The 21,993-nt window shown below is 69.2% G+C and carries 17 protein-coding genes and 1 pseudogene; 6 read left to right on the top strand and 12 right to left on the bottom strand.

Going from position 1 to position 21,993, the window contains the following annotated elements; all coding sequences use genetic code 11:
* Positions 1–628, top strand: a pseudogene (locus ACH4DZ_RS11115) (hypothetical protein); the annotation flags it as partial.
* Positions 629–642: 14 nt separating this feature from the next.
* Positions 643–1,191 carry a hypothetical protein gene (locus tag ACH4DZ_RS11110; protein ID WP_398286733.1) on the top strand — a complete coding sequence of 183 codons (549 nt, stop codon included), beginning with the start codon at positions 643–645 and terminating at the stop codon, positions 1,189–1,191.
* A 138-nt stretch (positions 1,192–1,329) separates the two neighbouring features.
* Here the strand turns inward: ACH4DZ_RS11110 and ACH4DZ_RS11105 are convergent, their stop codons facing one another.
* The 7 genes from ACH4DZ_RS11105 to ACH4DZ_RS11075 all read right to left on the bottom strand — a co-directional run bounded on the left by ACH4DZ_RS11105 (position 1,330) and on the right by ACH4DZ_RS11075 (position 12,315).
* Positions 1,330–2,442, bottom strand: a complete 1,113-nt coding sequence (locus tag ACH4DZ_RS11105; RefSeq protein WP_398286732.1) for an ABC transporter ATP-binding protein — start codon at positions 2,440–2,442, stop codon at positions 1,330–1,332.
* 12 nt (positions 2,443–2,454) lie between these two features.
* The gene (locus ACH4DZ_RS11100; protein WP_398286731.1) at positions 2,455–3,516 is read right to left on the bottom strand and encodes an ABC transporter ATP-binding protein; all 1,062 of its coding nucleotides are present in this window, start codon (positions 3,514–3,516) and stop codon (positions 2,455–2,457) included.
* A 10-nt stretch (positions 3,517–3,526) separates the two neighbouring features.
* On the bottom strand, positions 3,527–4,504 hold the full coding sequence (locus ACH4DZ_RS11095) for an ABC transporter permease (RefSeq protein ID WP_398286730.1): 978 nt from the start codon (positions 4,502–4,504) through the stop codon (positions 3,527–3,529).
* 105 nt (positions 4,505–4,609) lie between these two features.
* The gene (locus tag ACH4DZ_RS11090; protein WP_398286729.1) at positions 4,610–6,412 is read right to left on the bottom strand and encodes an ABC transporter substrate-binding protein; all 1,803 of its coding nucleotides are present in this window, start codon (positions 6,410–6,412) and stop codon (positions 4,610–4,612) included.
* 100 nt (positions 6,413–6,512) lie between these two features.
* Positions 6,513–7,550: an ABC transporter permease gene (locus tag ACH4DZ_RS11085; RefSeq protein WP_398286728.1), complete on the bottom strand. Its 1,038-nt coding sequence runs from the start codon at positions 7,548–7,550 to the stop codon at positions 6,513–6,515.
* A gap of 383 nt (positions 7,551–7,933) precedes the next feature.
* The gene (gene typA, locus ACH4DZ_RS11080; RefSeq protein WP_398286727.1) at positions 7,934–9,841 is read right to left on the bottom strand and encodes a translational GTPase TypA; all 1,908 of its coding nucleotides are present in this window, start codon (positions 9,839–9,841) and stop codon (positions 7,934–7,936) included.
* Positions 9,842–10,077: 236 nt separating this feature from the next.
* The gene (locus tag ACH4DZ_RS11075; protein ID WP_398286726.1) at positions 10,078–12,315 is read right to left on the bottom strand and encodes an ABC transporter family substrate-binding protein; all 2,238 of its coding nucleotides are present in this window, start codon (positions 12,313–12,315) and stop codon (positions 10,078–10,080) included.
* A 341-nt stretch (positions 12,316–12,656) separates the two neighbouring features.
* Here ACH4DZ_RS11075 and ACH4DZ_RS11070 point away from each other — a divergent pair, with 341 nt between their 5' ends.
* From ACH4DZ_RS11070 to ACH4DZ_RS11055, 4 genes are read left to right on the top strand one after another with little or no spacing between them, the layout of a single operon-like run.
* Complete coding sequence (locus ACH4DZ_RS11070; protein WP_398286725.1) at positions 12,657–12,947, top strand: hypothetical protein; 291 nt, start codon at positions 12,657–12,659, stop codon at positions 12,945–12,947.
* Positions 12,948–12,966: 19 nt separating this feature from the next.
* Positions 12,967–13,788 (top strand): hypothetical protein, encoded by an 822-nt coding sequence (locus ACH4DZ_RS11065; RefSeq protein ID WP_398286724.1) that lies wholly within the window; start codon positions 12,967–12,969, stop codon positions 13,786–13,788.
* A gap of 18 nt (positions 13,789–13,806) precedes the next feature.
* A complete protein-coding gene (locus tag ACH4DZ_RS11060) occupies positions 13,807–15,759 on the top strand; it encodes a fumarate reductase/succinate dehydrogenase flavoprotein subunit (protein ID WP_398286723.1) in 1,953 nt (650 codons plus the stop codon).
* Entirely contained in the window at positions 15,756–16,532 is a 777-nt protein-coding gene (locus tag ACH4DZ_RS11055; RefSeq protein ID WP_398286721.1) for a succinate dehydrogenase/fumarate reductase iron-sulfur subunit, read from the top strand. Before ACH4DZ_RS11060 ends, ACH4DZ_RS11055 begins: the two co-directional genes overlap by 4 nt.
* A gap of 26 nt (positions 16,533–16,558) precedes the next feature.
* Here the strand turns inward: ACH4DZ_RS11055 and ACH4DZ_RS11050 are convergent, their stop codons facing one another.
* The 5 genes from ACH4DZ_RS11050 to ACH4DZ_RS11030 all read right to left on the bottom strand — a co-directional run bounded on the left by ACH4DZ_RS11050 (position 16,559) and on the right by ACH4DZ_RS11030 (position 21,936).
* Positions 16,559–19,216 (bottom strand): SpoIIE family protein phosphatase, encoded by a 2,658-nt coding sequence (locus ACH4DZ_RS11050; protein ID WP_398286720.1) that lies wholly within the window; start codon positions 19,214–19,216, stop codon positions 16,559–16,561.
* A 261-nt stretch (positions 19,217–19,477) separates the two neighbouring features.
* Complete coding sequence (locus ACH4DZ_RS11045; protein WP_398286719.1) at positions 19,478–19,876, bottom strand: ATP-binding protein; 399 nt, start codon at positions 19,874–19,876, stop codon at positions 19,478–19,480.
* 263 nt (positions 19,877–20,139) lie between these two features.
* Positions 20,140–20,631, bottom strand: coding sequence for a (deoxy)nucleoside triphosphate pyrophosphohydrolase (locus ACH4DZ_RS11040; RefSeq protein WP_398286718.1), 492 nt, complete (start codon positions 20,629–20,631; stop codon positions 20,140–20,142).
* Positions 20,632–20,687: 56 nt separating this feature from the next.
* Positions 20,688–20,870, bottom strand: a complete 183-nt coding sequence (locus ACH4DZ_RS11035; protein ID WP_398286717.1) for an SPOR domain-containing protein — start codon at positions 20,868–20,870, stop codon at positions 20,688–20,690.
* Positions 20,871–21,183: 313 nt separating this feature from the next.
* Positions 21,184–21,936, bottom strand: a complete 753-nt coding sequence (locus ACH4DZ_RS11030) for a GntR family transcriptional regulator (RefSeq protein WP_398286715.1) — start codon at positions 21,934–21,936, stop codon at positions 21,184–21,186.
* Positions 21,937–21,993 lie beyond the last annotated feature (57 nt).

Raw genomic sequence — 21,993 nt, 5'->3', positions numbered from 1 at the left:
CGCACGCGGCACCGACAACGCCCTCCACCACCGCTGGCAGACCGGCACCGGCGGCCCCTGGTCCGACTGGAGCCCCCTCGGCGGACACCTCACCAGTGACCCGGCCGTCGTCCTCAGCCCGAACGGCGCGCTGTCGGTGTTCGCCCGCGGGCCCGAGGGGCGTATCACCCACACCTGGCAGCGCGGTCCCGAACACGGCCACGGCTGGCACGGCTCATGGGTCGACATGGGCGGCGCCACACAAGGACGCCCCACCGTGCTCGTCGGCCGCGACGGAGGCATGGTCCTCTTCGCACGCGGCACCGACAACGCCCTCCACCACCGCTGGCAGACCGGCACCGGCGGCCCCTGGTCCGACTGGAGCCCCCTCGGCGGACACCTCACCACCGACCCGGCCGTCGTCCTCAACCCCAGCGGCGACCTCTCCGTCTTCGGACGCGACCCGCGGGGCCGTGTCACCCACACCTGGCAGCGCGGCCCGGAGAACGGGCATGCCTGGAACGACAGCTGGGTCGACATGGAGGGCAGCCTCGCCGCCGATCCCGACGGCCCCGCCGCCGCCGACGTACTCACCTCTCCCCGCACCCCGGCCCGGACCCCGGCCCCGGCGGCCGACTCCTCTCACTGATCAGGAGCCCCAGGATGGCCGCGTGCCACATCCCGCCCCACCACGATCCCGAAGTGACCAAGGCCGTCTACCTCGTCGGCCTCGAACTCCAGGTCTCGGACAAGGTGATGCTCGCCGGTTTCGAGGCCGGCTGGGTCGAGTCGCACATGAACAACCTCGACTGCGGCGACCGCGACTCCCTCGGCGTCTTCCAGCAACGCCCCAGCCAGGGCTGGGGAACCCCGGAACAGATCCGGCACGTGCCGTACGCGGCCCGGCAGTTCTTCGTCCGCGCCGTACGGGTCGAGGAACAGTCGCCGCGGCTCACCGCGGGGCAGACGGCCCAGAAGGTGCAGCGCTCGGCCTTCCCGGACCGGTACGACCAGGCCGAGGCGAAGGCCCGCGCTCTCCTCGACGAGGCGAGGGAGGCCACGGGCACGCCCTCCCTGCCGGCCCCGCGCGTCAGTACCGGCGTACCGTCGGTCGTGGACCACGGCTCGGGGATGGCCGTCTTCGGCGTCGACGACACGGGAGCGGTGGTCCACCGCTGGCAGAACGAGCCCGGCGGTCCGTGGTCGGGCTGAACGGCCGTGTCCCGCAACGCCGGACGGGCTGAAGAATCGCGGCGCGTCCGCGAAATCTTCAGCCCGTCCGGGGGCACCTCCCGGCGGTGGCCGGGGGAGTCTGAGGACCGGGGGCCCGGGGGCAGCGCCCCCGACCACCTACTCCGCTTCCTTCTCCAGTGCCGCCAGCGCCGGGTCCAGCACGATGTCCTCGTCCCGGGCCTCCGTCGTCGGGTCCTCCGGGAAGTGGCAGGCCGTCAGGTGGTTCTCGCGGTTGCCGGAGATCTGGACGAGCGGCGGCTCGGTCGTCGCGCACTTGTCCTGCGCCTTCCAGCAGCGCGTGCGGAAGCGGCAGCCGGACGGCGGGTGGATCGGCGAGGGGACGTCGCCGGAGAGCCGGATCCGCTCCCGGTCCTCGGTCTCGTCGTCGAGCGTCACCTCGGGGACCGCCGACAGCAGGGCGTGCGTGTACGGGTGACGGGGCCGGTTGTAGATGGAGTCGCGGTCGCCGACCTCCACCACCTTGCCCAGGTACATCACCGCGAGGCGCTGCGAGAAGTGCCGGACGATCGCCAGGTCGTGGGCGATGAAGAGGAAGGCGATGCCCATCTCCTCCTGGACCTTCTGGAGCAGGTTGACGACCTGCGCCTGGATCGACACGTCCAGGGCCGACACCGGCTCGTCCGCCACGATCAGCTTCGGGTTCAGGGACAGCGCGCGGGCCACCCCGATGCGCTGGCGCTGGCCGCCGGAGAACTCGTGCGGGAAGCGGTTGTAGTGCTCGGGGTTGAGCCCGACCAGTTCCAGCAGTTCGCGTACGCGCTTCTCGACGCCGCCCTTCGGGTTGATCCCGTTGACCTCCATCGGCGACTTGATGATGGTGCCGACGGTTTGCCGGGGGTTCAGCGAGGAGTACGGGTCCTGGAAGATCATCTGGATCTCGGACCGTACGGGCGCCATCTGCCGGCGCGAGGCGTGCGAGATGTCCTGGCCCGCGTAGGTGATCTTGCCGGCCGTCGGCTCCAGGAGCCGGGTGATGAGCCGGCCGGTCGTCGACTTGCCGCAGCCGGACTCGCCGACCAGGCCGACGCTCTCGCCGACTCCGACGGCCAGGTCGACCCCGTCGACGGCCTGCACGGCCCCGACCTTGCGCTTGATCGGGAAGCCGCCGTAGATCGGGAAGTGCTTCGTCAGGCCCTCGACGGAGAGCAGCGGCTCGGCTGCTCCGTCCACCGGGCCCTGCGGCTTCGGCAGGGTGAGTTTGTCGCTCATGAGTCGTTCTCCCTAGCCCAGCCGGGGCTTGATCTGCTCGATGAAAAAGGTCGACTTCTGCGCGTCGTCCAGGTGACAGGCGGCGCCGCGGCCCGCGGGCAGCTCCGGTCGCTCGCCGGAGCAGCGGTCGCCGCCGACCTCGGACGTGAAGCCGCACCGGGGGTGGAACGGGCAGCCGGACGGCGGGTTCAGCAGGCTGGGCGGTGTCCCCGGGATCGGGGTGAGCGCCTGCGCCGTGTCACCGCCGAGTCGCGGCATGGAACTCAGCAGGCCCCAGGTGTACGGGTGCTGGGGGGCGCGCAGTACCTCGCGGACGCTGCCGCGTTCCACGGCCCGGCCCGAGTACATCACCAGCAGGTCGTCGGCCACCTTGGAGATGACGCCGAGGTCGTGGGTGATGAAGATGATCGCCGAGCCGAACTCCTGCTGGAGGTCCTTGAGCAGGTCCAGGATCTGGGCCTGCACGGTCACGTCCAGGGCCGTGGTGGGCTCGTCCGCGATGAGCAGGTCCGGGTTGCAGATCAGCGACATCGCGATCATCGCGCGCTGGCGCATACCGCCGGAGAACTGGTGCGGGTAGTCCTCGAAGCGCATCGCGGGCTGCGGGATGCCGACCTTGTCGAGCATCTCGACGGCGCGTGCCTTCGCCTCCTTCTTGGAGGCGCCGGTGTGCTTCATGAAGGGCTCCGCGATCTGCCGGCCCACCGTGTAGTACGGCGAGAGCGCGGTCAGCGGGTCCTGGAAGATCATCGCGACCTTGTTGCCGCGAAGCTTCTCCATCTCCTTCTCGGTCGCGGTGACCAGTTCCTTGCCGTCCAGGACGATCTCGCCCTCGACGGTGGCGGTCTTGGGGTTGTGCAGTCCGAGGACGGTCAGGTTGGTGACGGACTTGCCCGATCCCGACTCCCCCACGATGCCGAGCGTCTTGCCGCGCTCGACGTCGAAGGAGAGCCCGTCGACGGCCTTCACGATGCCGTCCTCTGTGGAGAACCGCACCCGCAGGTCGCGGACCGAGAGGAAGGCCTCCGGCCCGCTCGGGGCCCTCTCGCCTTCGGTCTTGGTCAGTGTGGTCACGGTATTTCTCCTAGGCGAGGCGCACGCGCGGGTCGATGTAGGCGTAGGCGAGGTCCACGACGATGTTCAGGATCAGGATGAAGAAGGCGCCGAACAGCATGACGCCCATCGTCAGCGGAAGGTCCTTGGTCAGCGAGCCCTCGACCGCGAGACGCCCGATACCGGCAAGGTCGAAGGTGAACTCCGTGACCACCGCGCCCGACAGGAGCGCGCTGAGGTCCATGCCGATGATCGTGACGATCGGGATGAGCGAACCGCGCCAGGCGTAGCGGAAGAAGACGTACCGCTGCCGCATGCCCTTGGCGCGCGCGGTCCTGACGTGCTCCTCCTGGAGCTGCTCGATCATCGTCGAGCGTGCCATACGTGTGTACTGGGCGGTGAAGATGGTGGCCATCACGGCCCACGGGATCAGCATGCCCATGAACCAGCTGCCCGGGTTCTCCGTGAAGGACACGTACTTGGGGCTCTCCAGCCAGCCGGTGTTGTAGACGAGGAGGCTGAGGACGATGGGGCCCAGGAAGTAGATCTGGAACGAGCTGAGCACCATCGAGGAACCGCTGACCACCTTGTCGAGGGCGGTACCGCGCTTCCACGCCGCCATCAGACCCGTACCGAGGCCGAACAGCAGGAAGATCACCAGGCCGCCGACGGTCAGCGAGAGCGTCAGCGGGAAGCGGTCCATGATGGAGTCCCACACGAAGTCGCCGCTGTCGAACGAGACACCCAGGCACGGGGCGGCGCAGTGTCCCTGCGGGAAGTCCCGGCCGGACACGATGCCCATCATGAATTCCCAGAACTGGGTGGTGATGGGCTTGTCCAGGCCGAGGTTCTCGCGGATGACCGCGATGTTCTCGGGGGAGCAGTTCTTGCCGCAGGACAGCTGCGCGAAGTCCTGGGGGATCGTATAGAACAGGAAGAACGTGAAGGCGCCGATCAGGAACATGATCACGACGGCGCCGCTCAGCCTGCGGATGAGGAACTGAAGCATGGCGGGTGGGTGCTCTCTTCGAAACGCGGCGGCAGGAGGGGGATACCGACCGCGGGGGTGCGCTCCGCCTGGCGCACACCCCCGCGGATCAGCCGAGCATGGGTGTTACGGCTGCTTCAGGAACAGGTCGTTGATGTCGATGTAGCTCGACTCCGTGCTGAACCGGGCGCCACCGATGTTCGAACCGTAGAGCTGCATCTGCTTCGAGTAGTAGACCGGGGCGCTGGGGTTGGTGTCCTCCACGATGGCGTGGTGGGCCTCTTCCCAGGTCTTGGCGGCCTCCTCGGGCTCCTGCGTCACGGCCTTCTTGATGAGGTCGTTGACCTTCGGGTCGTCGATGTGCGAGTAGTTCGGAGCACCGTCGGCGACCAGGTCACCGTCGTAGACGGGGGTGATGACCGTGGACGGCGACGGCCAGTCCTGGCCCCAGCCGGTCATGTACAGGTCGTACGGGTTCTTGAGCTTGCCGACCTGCTCGTAGAAGGTCGCGCGGTCGATCTCCTTGGCCTGGACATCGAAGCCGAGCTTGTTCAGCGCGTCCTTGATGATGACCATCTGGGCCTGGCCGCGCGGGGTGTTGGAGTAGGCGTAGCTGAGCTTGGTGCCCTCCTTGAAGCCCGCTTCCTTCAGCAGCTCCTTGGCCTTCGCCGGGTCACCGTTGGGCTTCTTCAGCTTGCCGAAGGGGTCGTACTTCGGGTCGAAGCCGGGCAGGGTCGGGGCCAGCAGACCACCCGCGACCTCACCGCCGTACCGGCCGCCGTCCGCCTGCACCATGGACTGGTTCGGGATCGCGTAGGTGATCGCGTCCCGGATCTTCTTGTCCTTCATCTGGGCGCTGTCGAGGTTGAAGCTCAGGGCCCAGACGTAGACCTGGTAGCCCTGGATGGTGCGCTTCTTCGCGTTGGCGTTGCCGATGACCGTCGACAGCTGCGCCGGGTCCACCGAGTCGGTGAACTGGATGGCGTTCTTGGCCTCGCCCTTGTCGGCGATCAGACGCTTGGTCTGGCTGGCCTGGTCGATGGTGTTGGTGAAGTTGTAGCCGTCGACGTACTGGTGGCGCACCGAGTCCGTCTTCTCGTCCCACTGGTCGTTCTTGACCAGCTTGAGGGACTTGCCTGCCTTGTACTCGGCGATCTTGTACGGGCCGAGGGAGGCGGGGGCCTTGTCGTACTTCTCCTTCGTGTCCTGCTTCTCGGGCACGATGGCGTAACCGGCCATGGCCAGGGCCTGCGGGAGGTCCGGCTGGGCGGTCTTGAAGTGGAAGACGACCGTTTTGTCATCCGGGGTCTCAAGGACCGAGTCCGGCAGGTGCTTGCCCTTGTACGGGCCGTCGGGCAGCGCCTTGCGGTAGTCGGAGCCCGAGAGCCAGGTCTGGACGTACGTCGGACCGTCGAAGATCACCTTCGAGTACTGCCGCTCGATGGTGTGCCGGACGTCGGCGGACGTGATGACGTTGCCGTCCTCGTCCTTGACGTCGTCCTTCAGCGTGTACGTCCAGGTCTTGCCGCCCTCGGACGACTTGCCCGAGTCGGTGGCGACGTCGCCGACGACGGTCAGGTTGCCCTTCTCGTCCTCCTGGAAGTTCGTCAGACCCCGGTGGATCAGGTTGGCGAACTGGCCGGCGTCACTGACGTAGATCTGACCCGGGTCCATGTGGGACAGGTCGGACTGCTGGTAGACGTTGATGGTGCCACCGGTCTTGGCCCCGGCCACCGCTTCGGCCGGACCGTTCGACGCCTGCGCGTCACCGTAGGCGACAGGCTTCGACTGCGCCTTGGCGTCCTCCTTGGACTTGGAGTCGTCCTTGCCGCTGTCCTTGCCGCTGTCGCTGCAGCCGGTCAGTGCCAGTGACCCCGCCGCGACGGCGACGGTTATGGCGCGGACAGTGCGCATTCTTATCGGGTTCATGATGCCGATGACCTACCTGTCGATAGTTGTCCACGAGTGCTGCCTGACGGTCCGGACGAGCCGGAACGGGGGTGGCAGCCCCCCCACCACCAATGGACGTTTAGCGTCCGGTCTTGGGGTCGAATGCGTCCCGGACGGAGTCGCCGAGAAGATTGAAGGCGAGCACGAAGACCACCATCGCGATGCCCGGGAAGAACATGAACATCGGGTCCTGCTCATAGATCCCGGAGCCGATGGCGAACATCCGCCCCCAGTCGGGCGTCGGCTCGACGAAGCCCACACCCACGTAGCTGAGGAACGCGATCGAGAGGATCGAGCTGGGCAGCATGTACGTGCCCTGCACCAGGATCGGTGTGACGATGTTCGGCAGGATCTCCTTGCGCACGATACGCGCCGGAGAGGCACCCGAGACCTTCGCCGCCTCCACGAACTCCCGCTCCCGCAGGGAGAGTACAGAGCTGCGCACCAGACGGGCCATGCCCATCCAGCCGAGGAACCACATCACCAGGATGATCGCCACCGCACGCAGATAGGTGGGGGTCTCGTCCGTCGGCGAGACGAACATCGCGGTGACCACCGGCATGAAGGCGATGAAGAACAGCTGCTGCGGGAAGGCCAGGAAGAAGTCGGTGATCCGGCCCAGCCAGTAGTCGACCTTGCCGCCGAAGTAGCCGCTGATCATGCCGAGGACGACGCCGGTCAGCACGCTGAACACCGTGACGAGCACGGCCATGTAGAGCGAGGTGCGCATGCCGTACAGCAGCATGGTGAACACATCGCGGCCCAGCTTGGGCTCGACGCCGAACCAGAAGTCCGGGGACATGCCCCCGAAGGATCCGGTGGGCATGGCGAAGTCGTCGAGCAGGAAGGGGTAGTCGGGCTCCTGCGCGTACAGCGTGTAGGGGTCCTTGCCGTACAGGGACGAGATGACCGGGGCGAGGGCGGCGACCGCGAAGAAAAAAATCACCACGCACGCGGAGATGACTCCGGTACGGTCTCGCTTGAACCGATGCCACATCAGCTGCCCGGGGGAACGGCCTTCGAGCTGCACGGCCTCGGCGGGCTCGGCGTTCGACGCGAGCTCGGGGTCCAAGGCCGCCGACGGCCCGGAGCCCTCGGCCTTGGTTGGACTGGTCATCTTTGTTCTTCCCCCGGGGGATGGAGAGTTGAGCGCAGCACAGATACCGGCAGGTTCTGTGGTTTCAGGGAACTTTCACCAAGTGGGTCAACGCGCGTCAAGGGCGGAAGACATAGGGATCTCCCTACCGTCGAAATTTTGAGCAAAAATTGCAGAGAATGACACCTGCGCGCGCTTGACAGGTGAGATGAGATTCCGGCAATTCGGTCAACTGCCAAGAAAATTTCGTTTACGTGTCCGAAACTTGATTGGGCATTGACCGATATGCGAACGCCGCCGCATCCTTTCCGTCGTTGTCCGAACTGAGCCGATTTTTCGGTCTGCGGGTACGCCGAAGGCCCGGCCCCCCGCCGTGCGGGGAACCGGGCACTTCTCGGGCGGGATCAGCCGTGCTTGGCGCGGCTCGCGGCGCGACCACGCTCACGGGCGTCCAGGTTGACCTTGCGGATGCGCACGGCCTCCGGGGTCACCTCGACACACTCGTCGTCGCGGCAGAACTCCAGCGACTGCTCAAGCGAGAGCTTGCGCGGCGGGACGATCGCCTCGAAGGAATCGGCCGCGGCCGACCGCATGTTGGTGAGCTTCTTCTCCTTGGTGATGTTCACGTCCATGTCGTCGGCGCGCGAGTTCTCACCGACGATCATGCCCTCGTACACCTCGGTGCCGGGCTCGGTGAACAGCACACCGCGCTCCTGGAGGTTCGTCATCGCGAACGCGGTGACGGCGCCGGAGCGGTCGGCGACCAGCGAGCCGTTGTTACGGGTCGTCAGCACACCGAACCACGGCTCGTGGCCCTCGTGGATCGAGTGGGCGATACCCGTGCCGCGCGTCCCGGTCAGGAACTCCGTACGGAAGCCGATGAGACCGCGGGACGGCACGACGAACTCCAGCCGGACCCAGCCCGAGCCGTGGTTCGACATGTTGTCCATCCGGCCCTTGCGGACGCCCATGAGCTGCGTGACCGCGCCCATGTGCTCCTCGGGCACGTCGATCGTCATGCGCTCGACCGGCTCGTGCACCTTGCCGTCGATGACCTGCGTGACCACCTGCGGCTTGCCGATGGTCAGTTCGAAGCCCTCACGGCGCATCTGCTCGACCAGGATGGCCAGCGCCAGCTCACCGCGGCCCTGCACCTCCCAGGCGTCGGGACGCTCGGTGTCCAGGACGCGCAGCGAGACGTTACCGACCAGCTCGCGGTCCAGGCGGTCCTTGACCTGGCGGGCGGTGACCTTGCGGTCCTTGACGGCCGCCTTGTTGTCCGCGCCCTTGCCGGTCGCGCCGCGGCCGACCATCGGGGAGGTGTTCGTGCCGATGGTCATCGAGATGGCCGGCTCGTCCACCGTGATGAGCGGCAGCGCGATCGGGTTCTCGGGGTCGGCGAGGGTCTCGCCGATCATGATGTCCGGGATACCGGCGACGGCACAGATGTCACCGGGGCCCGCCTTCTCGGCGGGCTTGCGGGTGAGCGCCTCGGTCATCAGCAGCTCGGTGATGCGGACGGGCGACATGGTGCCGTCACGCTTGATCCACGTGACCGTCTGGCCCTTGCGCAGCTCGCCCTGCTCGACGCGGAGCAGCGCGATACGGCCGAGGAAGTTGTCCGCGTCCAGGTTGGTGACGTGCGCCTGGAGCGGGGCCTCCTCGTCGTAGGACGGGGCCGGGACGTGCGACAGGATCGTGGAGAAGAAGGGCTCCAGGCTGTCGCTGTCGGCCGGGACCGTGCCGTTCTCCGGCTTGGTCAGCGAGGCGACACCGTCACGGGCGCACGCGTAGACGATCGGGAACTCGATCTGCTCCTCGTCGGCGTCCAGGTCGAGGAAGAGGTCGTACGCCTCGTTCACGACCTCGTCGATACGGGAGTCCGGGCGGTCCGTCTTGTTGATGCACAGGATGACGGGCAGGCGGGCCTGCAGCGCCTTGCGCAGCACGAAGCGGGTCTGGGGCAGCGGGCCCTCGGAGGCGTCGACCAGGAGGACGACCGCGTCCACCATCGACAGACCGCGCTCGACCTCACCACCGAAGTCGGCGTGACCGGGGGTGTCGATGATGTTGATGGTGATGACGTCGCCGCCATCCTTCGGGTGGTACTTCACCGCCGTGTTCTTGGCCAGGATCGTGATGCCCTTCTCACGTTCCAGGTCGTTCGAGTCCATCATGCGGTCGTCGAGCGACTCGGCGGCGTGCGCGGCGAAGGCACCGGCCTGCTTGAGCATGGCGTCGACCAGGGTGGTCTTGCCGTGGTCGACGTGGGCGACGATGGCGACGTTGCGGATGTCGTGGCGCGTGGCCATATTGAGGCGCTTCTCCCGGAGTGAGTTGACGGCCATCCGCTGCGCGGGGCCCTGCCGGGCTGAAACGTGCCACGGCCTTACCCCATGGTACGGGTGCGCTGCCGCTTGGGCTCGACAGGGCTTCGGCCGGTGGCCACAGTGCGGGCCGGTGGGGGCCGATCGCGCCCCGCGGCGGAGCCGCAGATGTCACAGCCCCGCGCCCCTCACGGGGCCCGGGGCGCGGCTCACCTGCGGGTTCAGCTCTTTTTCAGATAGCCCATGTCCTCGTAGACCGGGGTCTGGAAACCGAATGCTCCCGCGTTGGCCAGACCGTTACGGGCCGCTGTCAGCTGGGGGCGTTGGTAGAGGGGGATCGAGGCCGCGGCGGCCCAGATGCGGGAGTCCGCCTTGCGGACCAGGGAGCGGGACTCGTCCGCGTCCAGTTCGGCGACGGCCTGGTCGAAGAGCTGGTCCACCTGGTCGGTACCGACCCGTGTGAAGTTCTGTTCGACGTTCAGGGAGCCGTCCGCCGCCGGGACCGGCTTGGCGTAGATGGGGCGGGCGTCGGTCGCGGGGAACGCGGACACGGGCCAGGAGTACAGCGCCAGGTCGTACTGGCCCGAGGCGATGTGGTCCTTGAAGTAGCTGTCGTCGGCGACCTTGGAGATCTCCGTGCGGATGCCGACGCGGTCCAGCATCCGGGCGATCCGGTCCCCGACCGCCCGCAGCGACTGGGATCCGGGGCCCGAGGGGAGCACGAAGCGCAGCGACAGCGGCTTGCCGTTCTTCGCGAGCGGTCCCACGGCCGCGGGGCCCGGGGCGCGGGTACCCTTCGGCGCGTACGCCCCCGGGGCGCCGCCGGGCTTCAGCTGCTGCTGTCCGTCCTGGGCGAGGTGCTTCTCCGCCCCGCTCGCCCCGTCCCGCCTGCCGGGCGCGAGCACGGTGGGACTCTCGTCGCCGGCGGGCTTGTCGTCCGCCCCGCCGACGATGTACGTGCCGTCGTCCCCGGAGCCGTCCGCGTCGTCCGTGTCTCTGGAGTCCTTGGAGTCCTTGGCGTTCTTGCCCTTGGCCGCCTTCGAGGCCTCGGCGCCCGCCGCCTTCTTGGGCTTCTTCTTCTCCTTCACGGAGCCGCCCACCACCCAGCCGGCGTCGGAGAGCAGGGCCTGCGCCTCCCGGGTGTCCTGGTCGCCGAGCGCTCCGCTGTTGTCGGCGTAGGCGTGCTGTCCGGCGAGCGCGAGGTGGCTGCCGACCGGCTCGGCGGGCAGGCCCAGCGGCTCCAGCACGGCCTTGGCGAGCTCCTCGCGGTCGAGGGCGCGGGCTACGGCCCGGCGCACCCGTTCGTCGGCGAGGGGGCCCTCGGAGCCGTTCAGCGCGAGCTGGGTGAAGGCCGGTTCGAGGGACTTGCGGACCACGAAATCGCGCAGGGCGGACTGCTGGCCGGCGTACTTCGCCACCGCCTTGGCGCGCTTCTTGCGGGCCGTGGTCTCCTGGTCGGCCGCCTCCTCGTCGGAGCCGTGCGCGATCGCCCAGGAACGCAGCGCCCTGCCCGGGGTGAGGGCGGCGCCGGGGCCATGGGTGAGCGGAGCGCCCTTGCCGCCCCCGCCGCCCTTCGCCTCCCGGTCGGCGGACGTGATGCGGTGGGCCTCGGACGCGTCGATCTCGGCCAGGTCGAGCCGGCCGCCGGCGAGCGCGGCGGCACGTTTCTCCCGGGGCACGGCCCGCAGGACCAGTTCGGAGAGCTTGGCGGGCCGGCCCCACCAGCGGGGGTTGCGCTTGAGGGTGACGTCACCCGACCTGCGGTCGACCGAGTCGACGGCGAAGGGGCCCGCGGTGACCTTCAGCCCGCGCCGGGCGCTGTCGTTGAAGGTGTCCGGGGTGCCCATGACGTCCTTCGGGTACAGTGGCGAGAACAGCGACTGCCAGTCCGCGTACGGCTTCTTGAAGGTGACCCGCACCTCCAGGTCGTTCTTGCCGCGTTCGATCTTCTCGATGCGGTCGTAGCCGGCGTTGCGGGCGGTCCAGTACGCGGTGTCCCTGCCGGACAGGGCGCGCCACTGGGCGGAGAAGTCCGCGGCGCCGATCTCGCGGCCGTCGCTCCAGACGGCCTGCTGGTCGAGCTTGTAGAGCACGACCTGCCGGGGCTCGCGCTCGACGACCTTCGCGCCCTCCAGGTAGTCGGGGTTGCGCCGGGCGCGGCCGTTCGTGTCGAGCCGGTACAGGGAGGGCAGTACGGCGCCGGCGACCCGGGAGGTGGCGGCGTCCGCGTCCGCCTGGAAGGTGTTGAGGGTCTCGGGGACGTTGTCCACGGCCCAGTGCAGGGTGCCGCCGTCGGCGATCCGATCGCGCTTCGCGGACGCGATGTCCTGGCCGGCGGCGGGTTTGCCGGCCTCGTCCTGCTCACTGCACCCGGCGAGAGCGGGCACCGCGAGGACGCCCGCCGTGAGGAACGCTACCGAGCGCGTCACCGCGCGCAGTCCGACGCCGTCGTGGGACATGACTGGTACCTCCGGGGGGCCGCTCCACGGGTGAACACGGGTGGTCTGATCACGTTTGGCGGTATTTGGAGTTGATCAGATCTATGCGGCCACTGAAGAGGAAAGGTTCCGGCACCGGGCGGCGACACGGCGGCGGGCCCGGGGAAGCCCACCCGTGCGGCGCAATGCCCCGGGCCTGCGCGCCGGAGCGGGCTCTGTACCCGCACGCCCCCGGAGGGCTTCTGCCGGATCTTCCCAATCCATGCACATCCCTTCCCACCAGCCGGTGTGACGCGCGACACTCGCAGGCGCATGAACGTTGCCGCCTTGGGCCGATGGGTCCGCGGAAGTGAGGGCAAGTCATGTCCGTGCACGACGAACTGACGTCAGTCCAGCGCTGCCTCGACGACCTGGTGAGGTCGGTGAAGCGCCTGGAACAGCAGTTGGACGGTGGCGGCCTGGAGATGCGCAGGGTGCGCACCGACGCCGATCACCTGCGCGAGAGCGTGGCGCTGCTGCGCGAGGCCGCACCCGGCATCGCCAGGCCCAAGCGCCCCGACCTCGTGTCCATCCCCGACACCCCGTACGACACGACCCTGTGGACGGACTCCGACGACGAGGGTCTCGGCGCCCGCGACCGCCACGCACCCTGATCCCCGACCGGAGCTTTCCTTGGCCACTGGTACGGAACCTCAAATGAAGAGCGGCGGCGTACGGAACGGTACGCGCGCCGCGATCACCGCCCCGCATCTGCGGACCGACCGCTGGTGGCTGGCGCCCGCCGCGACCGCGGCCGGGCTGCTGGCCTTCGTCGTCTACTCGACCTGGCGGGCGTTCTCGAACAGCGACTACTACGCCGCCCCGTACGTCTCGCCGTTCTACTCGCCGTGTCTGGCGGACAACTGCGAGCCGATGAGGAACGGCCCCAACTGGGAACTCTTCGGCAGCTGGTGGGGCCTGTCGCCCGCCCTGCTCGTCCTGATCTTCCCGCTCGGCTTCCGGCTGACCTGCTACTACTACCGCAAGGCCTACTACCGGGGCTTCTGGGCCTCCCCTCCGGCCTGCGCGGTCGCCGAGCCGCACAAGAAGTACTCCGGTGAGACGCGCTTCCCGCTCATCCTGCAGAACATCCACCGCTACTTCTTCTACGCCGCCGTGCCGGTCGCCGGGATCCTCACGTACGACACGGTCCTCGCCTTCCGGAACGAGGACTACGAGTGGGGCCACATGGGGCTCGGCACGCTCGTGTTCCTCGTCAACATCGTGCTGATCTGGGCGTACACCTTCTCCTGCCACTCCTGTCGGCACATCGTCGGCGGCAAGCTCAAGCACTTCTCCAAGCACCCCGTGCGCTACCGGGCCTGGCGGCTGGTCGGCCGCCTCAACGCCCGGCACATGCAGCTCGCCTGGGCGTCGCTGGTGAGCGTGGCGCTCGCCGACTTCTACGTGTACCTGGTCGCGTCCGGTGCCTTCAGTGATCCGACCTTCTTCTAACAGACAAAGGTGCTTCTGATGTCCGTGGTCGACCGGCAGGAGTGGGACGTCGTCGTGGTCGGTGCCGGAGGAGCCGGCCTGCGTGCGGCGATCGCGGCGCGGGAACGCGGCGCGCGTACGGCCGTCATCTGCAAGTCGCTGTTCGGCAAGGCGCACACCGTGATGGCCGAGGGCGGCATCGCGGCGGCCATGGGCAACGTCAACTCCGGCGACAACTGGCAGGTCCACTTCCGCGACACCCTGCGCGGGGGCAAGTTCCTCAACCAGTGGCGGATGGCCGAGCTGCACGCCCAGGAGGCCCCCGACCGCGTGTGGGAGCTGGAGACCTGGGGCGCCCTCTTCGACCGTACGGCGGACGGGCGCATCTCCCAGCGCAACTTCGGCGGGCACGAGTACCCGAGACTCGCGCACGTCGGCGACCGTACGGGCCTGGAGCTGATCCGCACGCTCCAGCAGAAGATCGTGTCGCTCCAGCAGGAGGACTTCAAGGAGACCGGTGACTACGAGTCGCGCCTGAAGGTCTATCAGGAGTGCACGGTCACCCGGGTCCTGAAAGACGGCAGCCGGGTCGCGGGGACCTTCTGCTACCAGCGGGAGTCCGGCCGCTTCTTCGTCCTGGAGGCGCCCTCGGTCGTGGTCGCCACCGGCGGCATCGGCAAGTCCTTCAAGGTGACGTCGAACTCGTGGGAGTACACGGGCGACGGGCACGCGCTGGCGCTGCTCGCCGGGGCGCCGCTGCTGAACATGGAGTTCGTGCAGTTCCACCCGACGGGCATGGTCTGGCCACCGTCCGTGAAGGGGATCCTCGTCACGGAGTCGGTGCGCGGGGACGGCGGGGTGCTCAGGAACTCCGAGGGCAAGCGGTTCATGTTCGAGTACATCCCGGACGTGTTCAAGGAGAAGTACGCGCAGTCCGAGGAGGAGGGCGACCGCTGGTACGAGGACCCGGACCACAACCGGCGCCCGCCCGAACTGCTCCCCCGGGACGAGGTGGCACGGGCCATCAACTCCGAGGTCAAGGCGGGCCGCGGCTCGCCGCACGGCGGAGTCTTCCTCGATGTCTCCACCCGGATGCCCGCCGAGGTGATCCGGCGCCGGCTGCCGTCCATGTACCACCAGTTCAAGGAACTCGCCGATGTCGACATCACCGCCGAGGCGATGGAGGTCGGGCCGACCTGCCACTACGTGATGGGCGGTATCGCGGTCGAGTCGGACACCGCGGCGGCCCGCGGGGTGCCAGGACTGTTCGCGGCCGGTGAGGTCGCGGGCGGGATGCACGGCTCCAACCGGCTCGGCGGGAACTCGCTCTCCGACCTGCTGGTCTTCGGACGGCGGGCCGGACTGCACGCCGCGGAGTACGCCACCGGGCTCACCGGGCCCACCGGCGGGCGTCCCCTCGTGGACGACGCCGAGGTCGACGCGGCCGCCGCCGAGGCGCTGCGGCCCTTCTCGGCCGAGGGGCCCGCGCCCGGCGAGGAGGACGGCCGGCCGGCGGAGAACCCGTACACCCTCCACCAGGAGCTCCAGCAGGCGATGAACGACCTCGTCGGCATCATCCGCCGGGAGGCGGAGATGGGGGCGGCCCTGGAGAAACTCGCGGACCTGCGGGTACGGGCGCGGCGGGCCGGCGTCGAGGGGCACCGGCAGTTCAACCCGGGCTGGCACCTCGCGCTCGACCTGCGGAACATGCTGCTCGTCAGCGAGTGCGTGGCGCGGGCCGCGCTGGAACGCACCGAGTCGCGCGGCGGCCACACCCGGGAGGACCACCCGGCGATGGACCGGGCGTGGCGGCGCGTCAACCTGCTCTGCCGGCTGACCGATCCCACCGGCGGCCTGGCGGCGACGGACCCGGTGCACGGCCAGATCGACCTCGTCCGGGAGACCACCGAACCCATCCGACCCGACCTGCTCGCCCTCTTCGAGAAGGAAGAGCTGGTCAAGTACCTCGCCGAAGAGGAGCTCTACGAGTGAGCAGCTACGAGGCCCGCTTCAAGGTGTGGCGCGGGGACGTCGGGGGCGGCGGCCTGGAGGACTTCGGGGTCGAGGTGAACGACGGCGAGGTGGTCCTCGACATCATCCACCGGCTCCAGGCGACCCAGGCCCCGGACCTCGCCGTGCGCTGGAACTGCAAGGCGGGCAAGTGCGGTTCGTGTTCGGCGGAGATCAACGGCCGGCCGCGGCTGCTGTGCATGACCCGGATGTCGGTGTTCACGCGGGAGGAGACGATCACCGTCACTCCACTGCGGGCCTTCCCGGTGATCCGCGACCTCGTCACCGACGTCGGCTTCAACTACGCCAAGGCGCGGGAGGTGCCCGCCTTCGTCCCGCCGGACGGTCTCGGACCCGGTGAGTACCGGATGATGCAGGAGGACGTGGACCGGTCGCAGGAGTTCCGCAAGTGCATCGAGTGCTTCCTGTGCCAGGACACCTGCCATGTGGTGCGCGACCACGAGGAGAACAAGACCGCGTTCGCCGGGCCGCGCTTCCTGATGCGGGTGGCCGAGCTGGACATGCATCCGCTGGACGCGGCCGACGAGAGCGGCCTCGACCGTAAGAAGACCGCCCAGGACGAGCACGGGCTCGGCTACTGCAACATCACCAAGTGCTGCACCGAGGTCTGCCCCGAGGGCATCAAGATCACGGACAACGCGCTGATCCCCCTCAAGGAACGCGCGATCGACCGCAAGTACGACCCGCTGGTCTGGCTGGGGTCGAAGATCGGCAGGCGTCCCACGGGAAAGTGAGACGGGCGGCGGGGGCCGGGAACAGGTTAGAACAGGCTCAGCAGGGCCTCCGCCGGGTCCGCGAGGCCTGTTCCGCCGTTGGGCAGGGGCAGTTCGAACCACACCGTCTTGCCCCGGGGTGTGCGGCGCGAGCCCCAGGCGGCGCTGAGGAGCCCCACCAGCTGGAGTCCACGGCCGCCCTCGTCGGTGTCACGGGCCCTGCGGCGGCGCGGCTGGACCAGACCGGCGTCCCAGACCTCGCAGACCAGCGTGCGGTCGAGGAGGAGGCGGAGGCGGATCTCGCCCTCTCCGTAGCGCAGGGCGTTGGTGACCAGCTCACTGACGAGCAGTTCGGCCGTGTCGACGAGCGGCTCCAGGTCCCAGCCGTTCAGCTGGTTGCGGGCGAACTCGCGGGCGCGGCCCACGCTTCGGGGCTCGCGCGGCAGTGTCCAGTCGCCCACCGACTCGGCGGGCAGCCCCTGGACACGTGCCATCAGCAGGGCGATGTCGTCCTCGCCGTGATGGGTGTCGAGGGTGCTGAGGACGTGGTCGCAGACGTCCTCCAGCGGGTCGGAGGGGTCGGCCAGAGCGCCCACGAGGGCCTGCAGGCCCTCGTCGAGGGGGTGGTCACGCGATTCGACGAGACCGTCCGTGTAGAGCGCCAGGAGAGAGCCCTCCGGGAGGTCGACCTCCACCTCCTCGAACGGCTCGCCACCGACTCCGAGGGGCATGCCCGGCGGTACGTCGAGCATGAGCGCGCTCTCGCCGGGCTCGACCAGGACCGGCGGGAGATGGCCGGCGTTGGCGAACGTACAGCGGCGGGTCACGGAGTCGTAGACCGCGTACACACAGGTGGCGAGGTAGACCTCGGAGAGGTCGGCGTCCCGGGATTGGCGGGCACCGCGCGTAGATTGCTGGGTGCCGCCCGGTGTGCCCAGACCGCGGGCGATCTCGTCCAGCGCGGAGAGCACTTCGGCCGGTTCGAGGTCGAGGAGTGCCAGGGTGCGTACGGCCGTGCGCAGTTCACCCATCGCCACGGCCGCGCGCAGGCCGCGCCCCATGACGTCACCGACGACCAGCGCGGTCCGGTGACCCGGCAGTTCGATGACGTCGAACCAGTCGCCGCCGACCTCCGTGGCCGCGTTCCCCGGCAGGTAGCGGCAGGCGATGTCCAGGCCGGAGGCCTCCGGGTCGCCCGGGGGCAGCAGGGAGCGCTGGAGGATCAGGGCGCGTTCGTGCTCGCGGCGGTACAGGCGCGCGTTGTCCATACAGACGGCGGCCCGCGCGGCCAGTTCGACCGCCAGGGACCGGTCGCGCTCCCCGAACGGCTCGCTGCCCTTCGTACGGGAGAACTGGACGATGCCGACGACCGTGTCGTGGGCGACCATCGGCACCGCGAGCGTGGACTGGATCAGGTCGCCCTCCTCGGCGGCGACGAACTGCGGCTTGGCGGTGCGCAGGGCGTCCGCGCAGGTGGAGTTGAAGGCGAAGTGGTGCACCGCGCCGACGCTCACCAGCTTGCGTCCGCCGACGAAGGGCGCGTCGGACACCGCGCTGGCGTAGGCCACCCGGCGCAGTTCGGCGCTGCCGTCGGCGAGGCCCGGCGGGGTCTCGTCACCGGCGAGCAGACCTTGGTAGAGGTCGACGGAGGCCAGGTCGCAGAAGCCGGGGACGGCCACGTCGAGGAGTTCGCGGGCCGTGGTCTCCAGATCGAGCGAGTTCCCTATACGCGCTCCCGCCTCGTTCAGCAGGGCGAGATTGCGCCGGGCCTGCGCGGCCTCACGGGCGGCGGCGCGGCGCGCGGTGATGTCGGTACCCAGCCACGCGATCCCGATCGGACGGCCCGAACCGCCGTGTACGCGATAGAGGTTGATGGACCAGTGGCGGCGCTCGGTGGAACCGGGAACGGTGCCCGTGACCAGCATCTCGGTGACGGAGTCGCCCGTCTCCAGGACCCGGCGCAGTATCGCCGAGACGCGATCGGTCTCGCCCGGCGACAGATAGTCCTTGACCGTGCGGCCGCGGTGGTCGTCGACGGTGCCGCCGAAGGTCGAGGCGAACCGCTGGTTGGCGCGGCGAATCCGCAGGTCCGGGTCGATCAGGAGGAAACCGAAGGGAGATTGGCCGAAAATTGCCTGCGAGGCGGCGAGGTCGGTTTCGATGCTGCGGAGCGTGCGTACGTCCACGACGATGCACACGGCGGCCCGTTCGCCCTCCTCGGTCCGCGTCGGCATGACGTAGACCTCGGCGAGTCCCTCGGTGATCCGGCCGCTGCCGGCCGGGTCGGGCAGCCGGAAGGGGACCACACCGGTCCACTCCCTGCCGTCGAGGACTTCGGCCATCTTGCGCTGGCCGAAGTCGCGCCGGTCCTCCGCGACAAAGGCCTCGATGGGGTCCATGCCCACGGCGCGGTCGGTCGTGATGCCGAAGAGCTGCTCGGCGCGCAGGCTCCACTGGTCGACGAGGCCGTCGGGGCCGATCGAGAACGAGGCGACCTTGATGTAGTCGTAGATCGATCCGGGCGGACTGCTCTGCCACACGACCTCACCGGACATGTCGCCCGACGCTCCGTCCGACGTTCTGTCCAACGCTCCGGCCGCTGTCCTGCCCGCCGCGGGCGTGGCGTCATCGCCAGTCGTCGCATCAGCCATCGCGCCGCCCGACGGATCCTCGGACTCCGTGGCCTTCGCTGGTATCTCGCTCACGCGAACCGTCCCCTCCAGCTCACCGCGCCCGGCACCGGTCACCGAAAGCGGCTGCCCGCAGTATCCAGCACTACGGAGCCGCACAACACGGTGTTCACGATCACAGCACGGTCCCGATGCTTTTAGGACCGGCTGCGACAAACACTCCCAGTCTTCTAACCACGTGGCACCCCGTCGAACCACCGACGCGGTCCGTCTCTGTACGCGAGACGTACCCGAGACGGACCGGACCACCCGCGGACTCCGCCGAAGGGCCGGCGATCAGCTGGGGAGGGCCAGCTCGAACCACACCGTCTTGCCCGTTTCGCCTGGTCTGGTGCCCCAGCGGCGCGCGGAGTTCGCCACCAGCTGGAGCCCCCGGCCGGTCTCGTCGTCGGGCTGGGCGGAGCGCTCCCGGGGCGGGTCGGGCAGCGGGTCGGAAACCTCCACCAGGAGAGCGTCCTGGAGACCCGAGGGACGGACGAGGCGGACACCGATGGGGCCGGTCGCGTGCCGCAGGGAATTGGTCACCAGCTCACTGACCAGCAGCGCCGTCACATCACTCAGGGGGTCGAGCGCCCAGGCGCGCAGTTGGCCGCGGACCACGGCCCGGGCTGTTCCGACGGCGCCCGGCTCCGCGGGGAAGGTCCACTCGGCGACATCGCCCTCGGTGTGAATCACGCAGCTCACTCCCAGGCCTGCGGCGGACCATGTCCGACTTCATCGGGTTAATGGGCACATACCCGATATCCCGGGCGAAGTACCGCGCGCGCGGGCGTGCCGTGGCGCGAACGGCGTACTCCGGGCCCGCATCACTCTCCACACGCGCCCCGCGGGGGCGAGCGTCCCACGTACGACGCGCCGATCGCACCCCCGCACGCGGTTGTTTCGTGCCACGGCTCCCACCCCTGGGGCTGCGACGCCGCACAGGCCGAAGAGTCTTCTCAGCCGTCCGGCGTTTGAGGAGCGGGGGTTCGGGGGCGGAGCCCCTGAGTACGTGACGGGGAGGGCAGGGGCGGCGGGGGCGAGGGAAAAGCTCCCCACACCACCCGAGCGACCTCGGCGACAGCCGGCACGTCCTGGTCCAGCCAGTCGACGTCCCACACCTCATCCGCCGTCAACCAGCGCAGCTCGTCATGGTCCTGAAGGGCGATCGGCCCGGGCGACCCGGCCCGCAGCCGGACGGTCCAGACCCGAAGGACGTACGGCGACCGCAGGGCGTACTCCCCCGGCACCCGCCCCACCACCTCCGCCTCGACCCCCAGCTCCTCCCGAAGCTCGCGCACCAGAGCCCGCTCAGGACTCTCCCCGGGCTCGACCTTCCCCCCGGGAAGCTCCCAGCGCCCGGCCAACTCCACAGGCGCACTGCGACGCGCGGCGAGAAGGCGCCCGTCGCTCAGCACGGCGGCCCCCACCACCACGATCGGTTCGGTCATGCGCGGGAGCCTACGGGAGCCGCGGGAACCCTCCGGCGCCGCTCACCCGACGGCCGTCACCTCGCGCCGTTCTGCGCGATCCGCTCGACCCAGTACAACTGCTTGCGCCCCTGGTCGTCGAGGCTGTCCGCGATCTTCTGGGCCTCGGCCCTGGTCGCATACCTGCCGACGCGGTAGCGATTGCCGTTGTCGTCCTGTCGTATGACGAGCCAGGGAAGTGTGATCGTGCCGTCGTTCATCGCGTCCCTCCACTCCCCGCCCCCGGTTCGCGCCCAGCCCCGTTCCATAAGGAAACCGCAATCCGCATATGCCGGAGCCTACGCCTAACCTTCACGCAGCGAATACGGCTTTTCACAAAGAGGTACGCACGGCGTAAGCAACCGGCCAGCACGAAGAGGACGCATCCTCCTGGATACGCCCCCTGACACCCCCTGCCACCCCCGATGCGCCCCGTCGACGGGACGAAGACCGGCCCCCGCCCCGCCCGGAGAGGGCTACGAGAACGACCGGATTACACCGGCGGGCCACCGGCCGGACAGCCGCCGGCAGGCCCTACTTCACCGGCAGGTGGTACGCGATCCGGTACCGGTCCGCCGGCACGACCACGTCCGCCGTCTCCACCGCCCGGCCCGACGCGTAGTACGTGCGCTGGATGACGAGCACGACATGGCCCGGCACTCCCCCCAGCGCGGACAGCTCCTCGGCGAGGCCGGGCCGGGCGCCCACCTCCTCCGTGACGTTGTCCACGACCACGTCGATGGCGGCCATGCGCTCGACCACGCCCATCCCGCCGAGGGGACCCTCCTCGGGGAGCATCACCGGAGTGCGGCCCGTGACGGCGAGGGGCTCCCAGGAGGTGGAGAGCATCATCGCCTCGCCCGCGTCCCGGAAGACGTACTTCGTGCACATCACCCGCTCGCCGGCCTCGATGCCGAGCCGCTCGGCGACGGCGACGCTCGCCTCCGCCTGCGCGCTGTGCGACTCCCACGTACCGCGCGCGGCCGGGTCGGCCTGCTCCTGGCGGAAGGGGGTCGAGGCGCTGTCCGCGCGGTACCCGGAACGGGCGACACGGCGGGGCACCGGGCGCGCGCGCACATACGTCCCGGATCCGGAGCGGCCTTCGACCAGCCCCTCGGCCATCAGCACCTTGCGGGCCTCCAGGGCGACCGTGTCGGAGACCCCGTACTCCTCGCGGATTCTGGCCTGCGACGGGAGTCTGGTGTGCGGTGGCAGCGATCCGTCGACGATCTTCTTGCGAAGATCGCCGGCGACACGCAGATACGCCGGCTGCTCACCGAATGTCACTGGCCACTCCCTCAGGTTGTACAGACAGCAACAGGGTGGCAACCGTGGGTTGTACCA

It is taken from the genome of Streptomyces sp. NPDC017991 (genome assembly GCF_044328075.1).
Classification (GTDB): Bacteria; Actinomycetota; Actinomycetes; order Streptomycetales; family Streptomycetaceae; genus Streptomyces.
This window is presented reverse-complemented; position numbering and strand designations above follow the sequence as displayed.

Excerpts from the sequence above, each read along its gene's own strand:
- ACH4DZ_RS11060 (WP_398286723.1), top strand. The coding sequence starts at position 13,807 with ATGTCCGTGGTCGACCGGCAGGAGTGGGACGTCGTCGTGGTCGGTGCC.
- ACH4DZ_RS11070 (WP_398286725.1), top strand. The coding sequence starts at position 12,657 with ATGTCCGTGCACGACGAACTGACGTCAGTCCAGCGCTGCCTCGACGAC.
- ACH4DZ_RS11110 (WP_398286733.1), top strand. The coding sequence starts at position 643 with ATGGCCGCGTGCCACATCCCGCCCCACCACGATCCCGAAGTGACCAAG.
- ACH4DZ_RS11105 (WP_398286732.1), bottom strand. The coding sequence starts at position 2,442 with ATGAGCGACAAACTCACCCTGCCGAAGCCGCAGGGCCCGGTGGACGGA.
- typA (WP_398286727.1), bottom strand. The coding sequence starts at position 9,841 with ATGGCCACGCGCCACGACATCCGCAACGTCGCCATCGTCGCCCACGTC.
- ACH4DZ_RS11035 (WP_398286717.1), bottom strand. The coding sequence starts at position 20,870 with ATGAACGACGGCACGATCACACTTCCCTGGCTCGTCATACGACAGGAC.
- ACH4DZ_RS11090 (WP_398286729.1), bottom strand. The coding sequence starts at position 6,412 with ATGAACCCGATAAGAATGCGCACTGTCCGCGCCATAACCGTCGCCGTC.
- ACH4DZ_RS11095 (WP_398286730.1), bottom strand. The coding sequence starts at position 4,504 with ATGCTTCAGTTCCTCATCCGCAGGCTGAGCGGCGCCGTCGTGATCATG.
- ACH4DZ_RS11085 (WP_398286728.1), bottom strand. The coding sequence starts at position 7,550 with ATGACCAGTCCAACCAAGGCCGAGGGCTCCGGGCCGTCGGCGGCCTTG.
- ACH4DZ_RS11075 (WP_398286726.1), bottom strand. The coding sequence starts at position 12,315 with ATGTCCCACGACGGCGTCGGACTGCGCGCGGTGACGCGCTCGGTAGCG.
- ACH4DZ_RS11040 (WP_398286718.1), bottom strand. The coding sequence starts at position 20,631 with ATGACCGAACCGATCGTGGTGGTGGGGGCCGCCGTGCTGAGCGACGGG.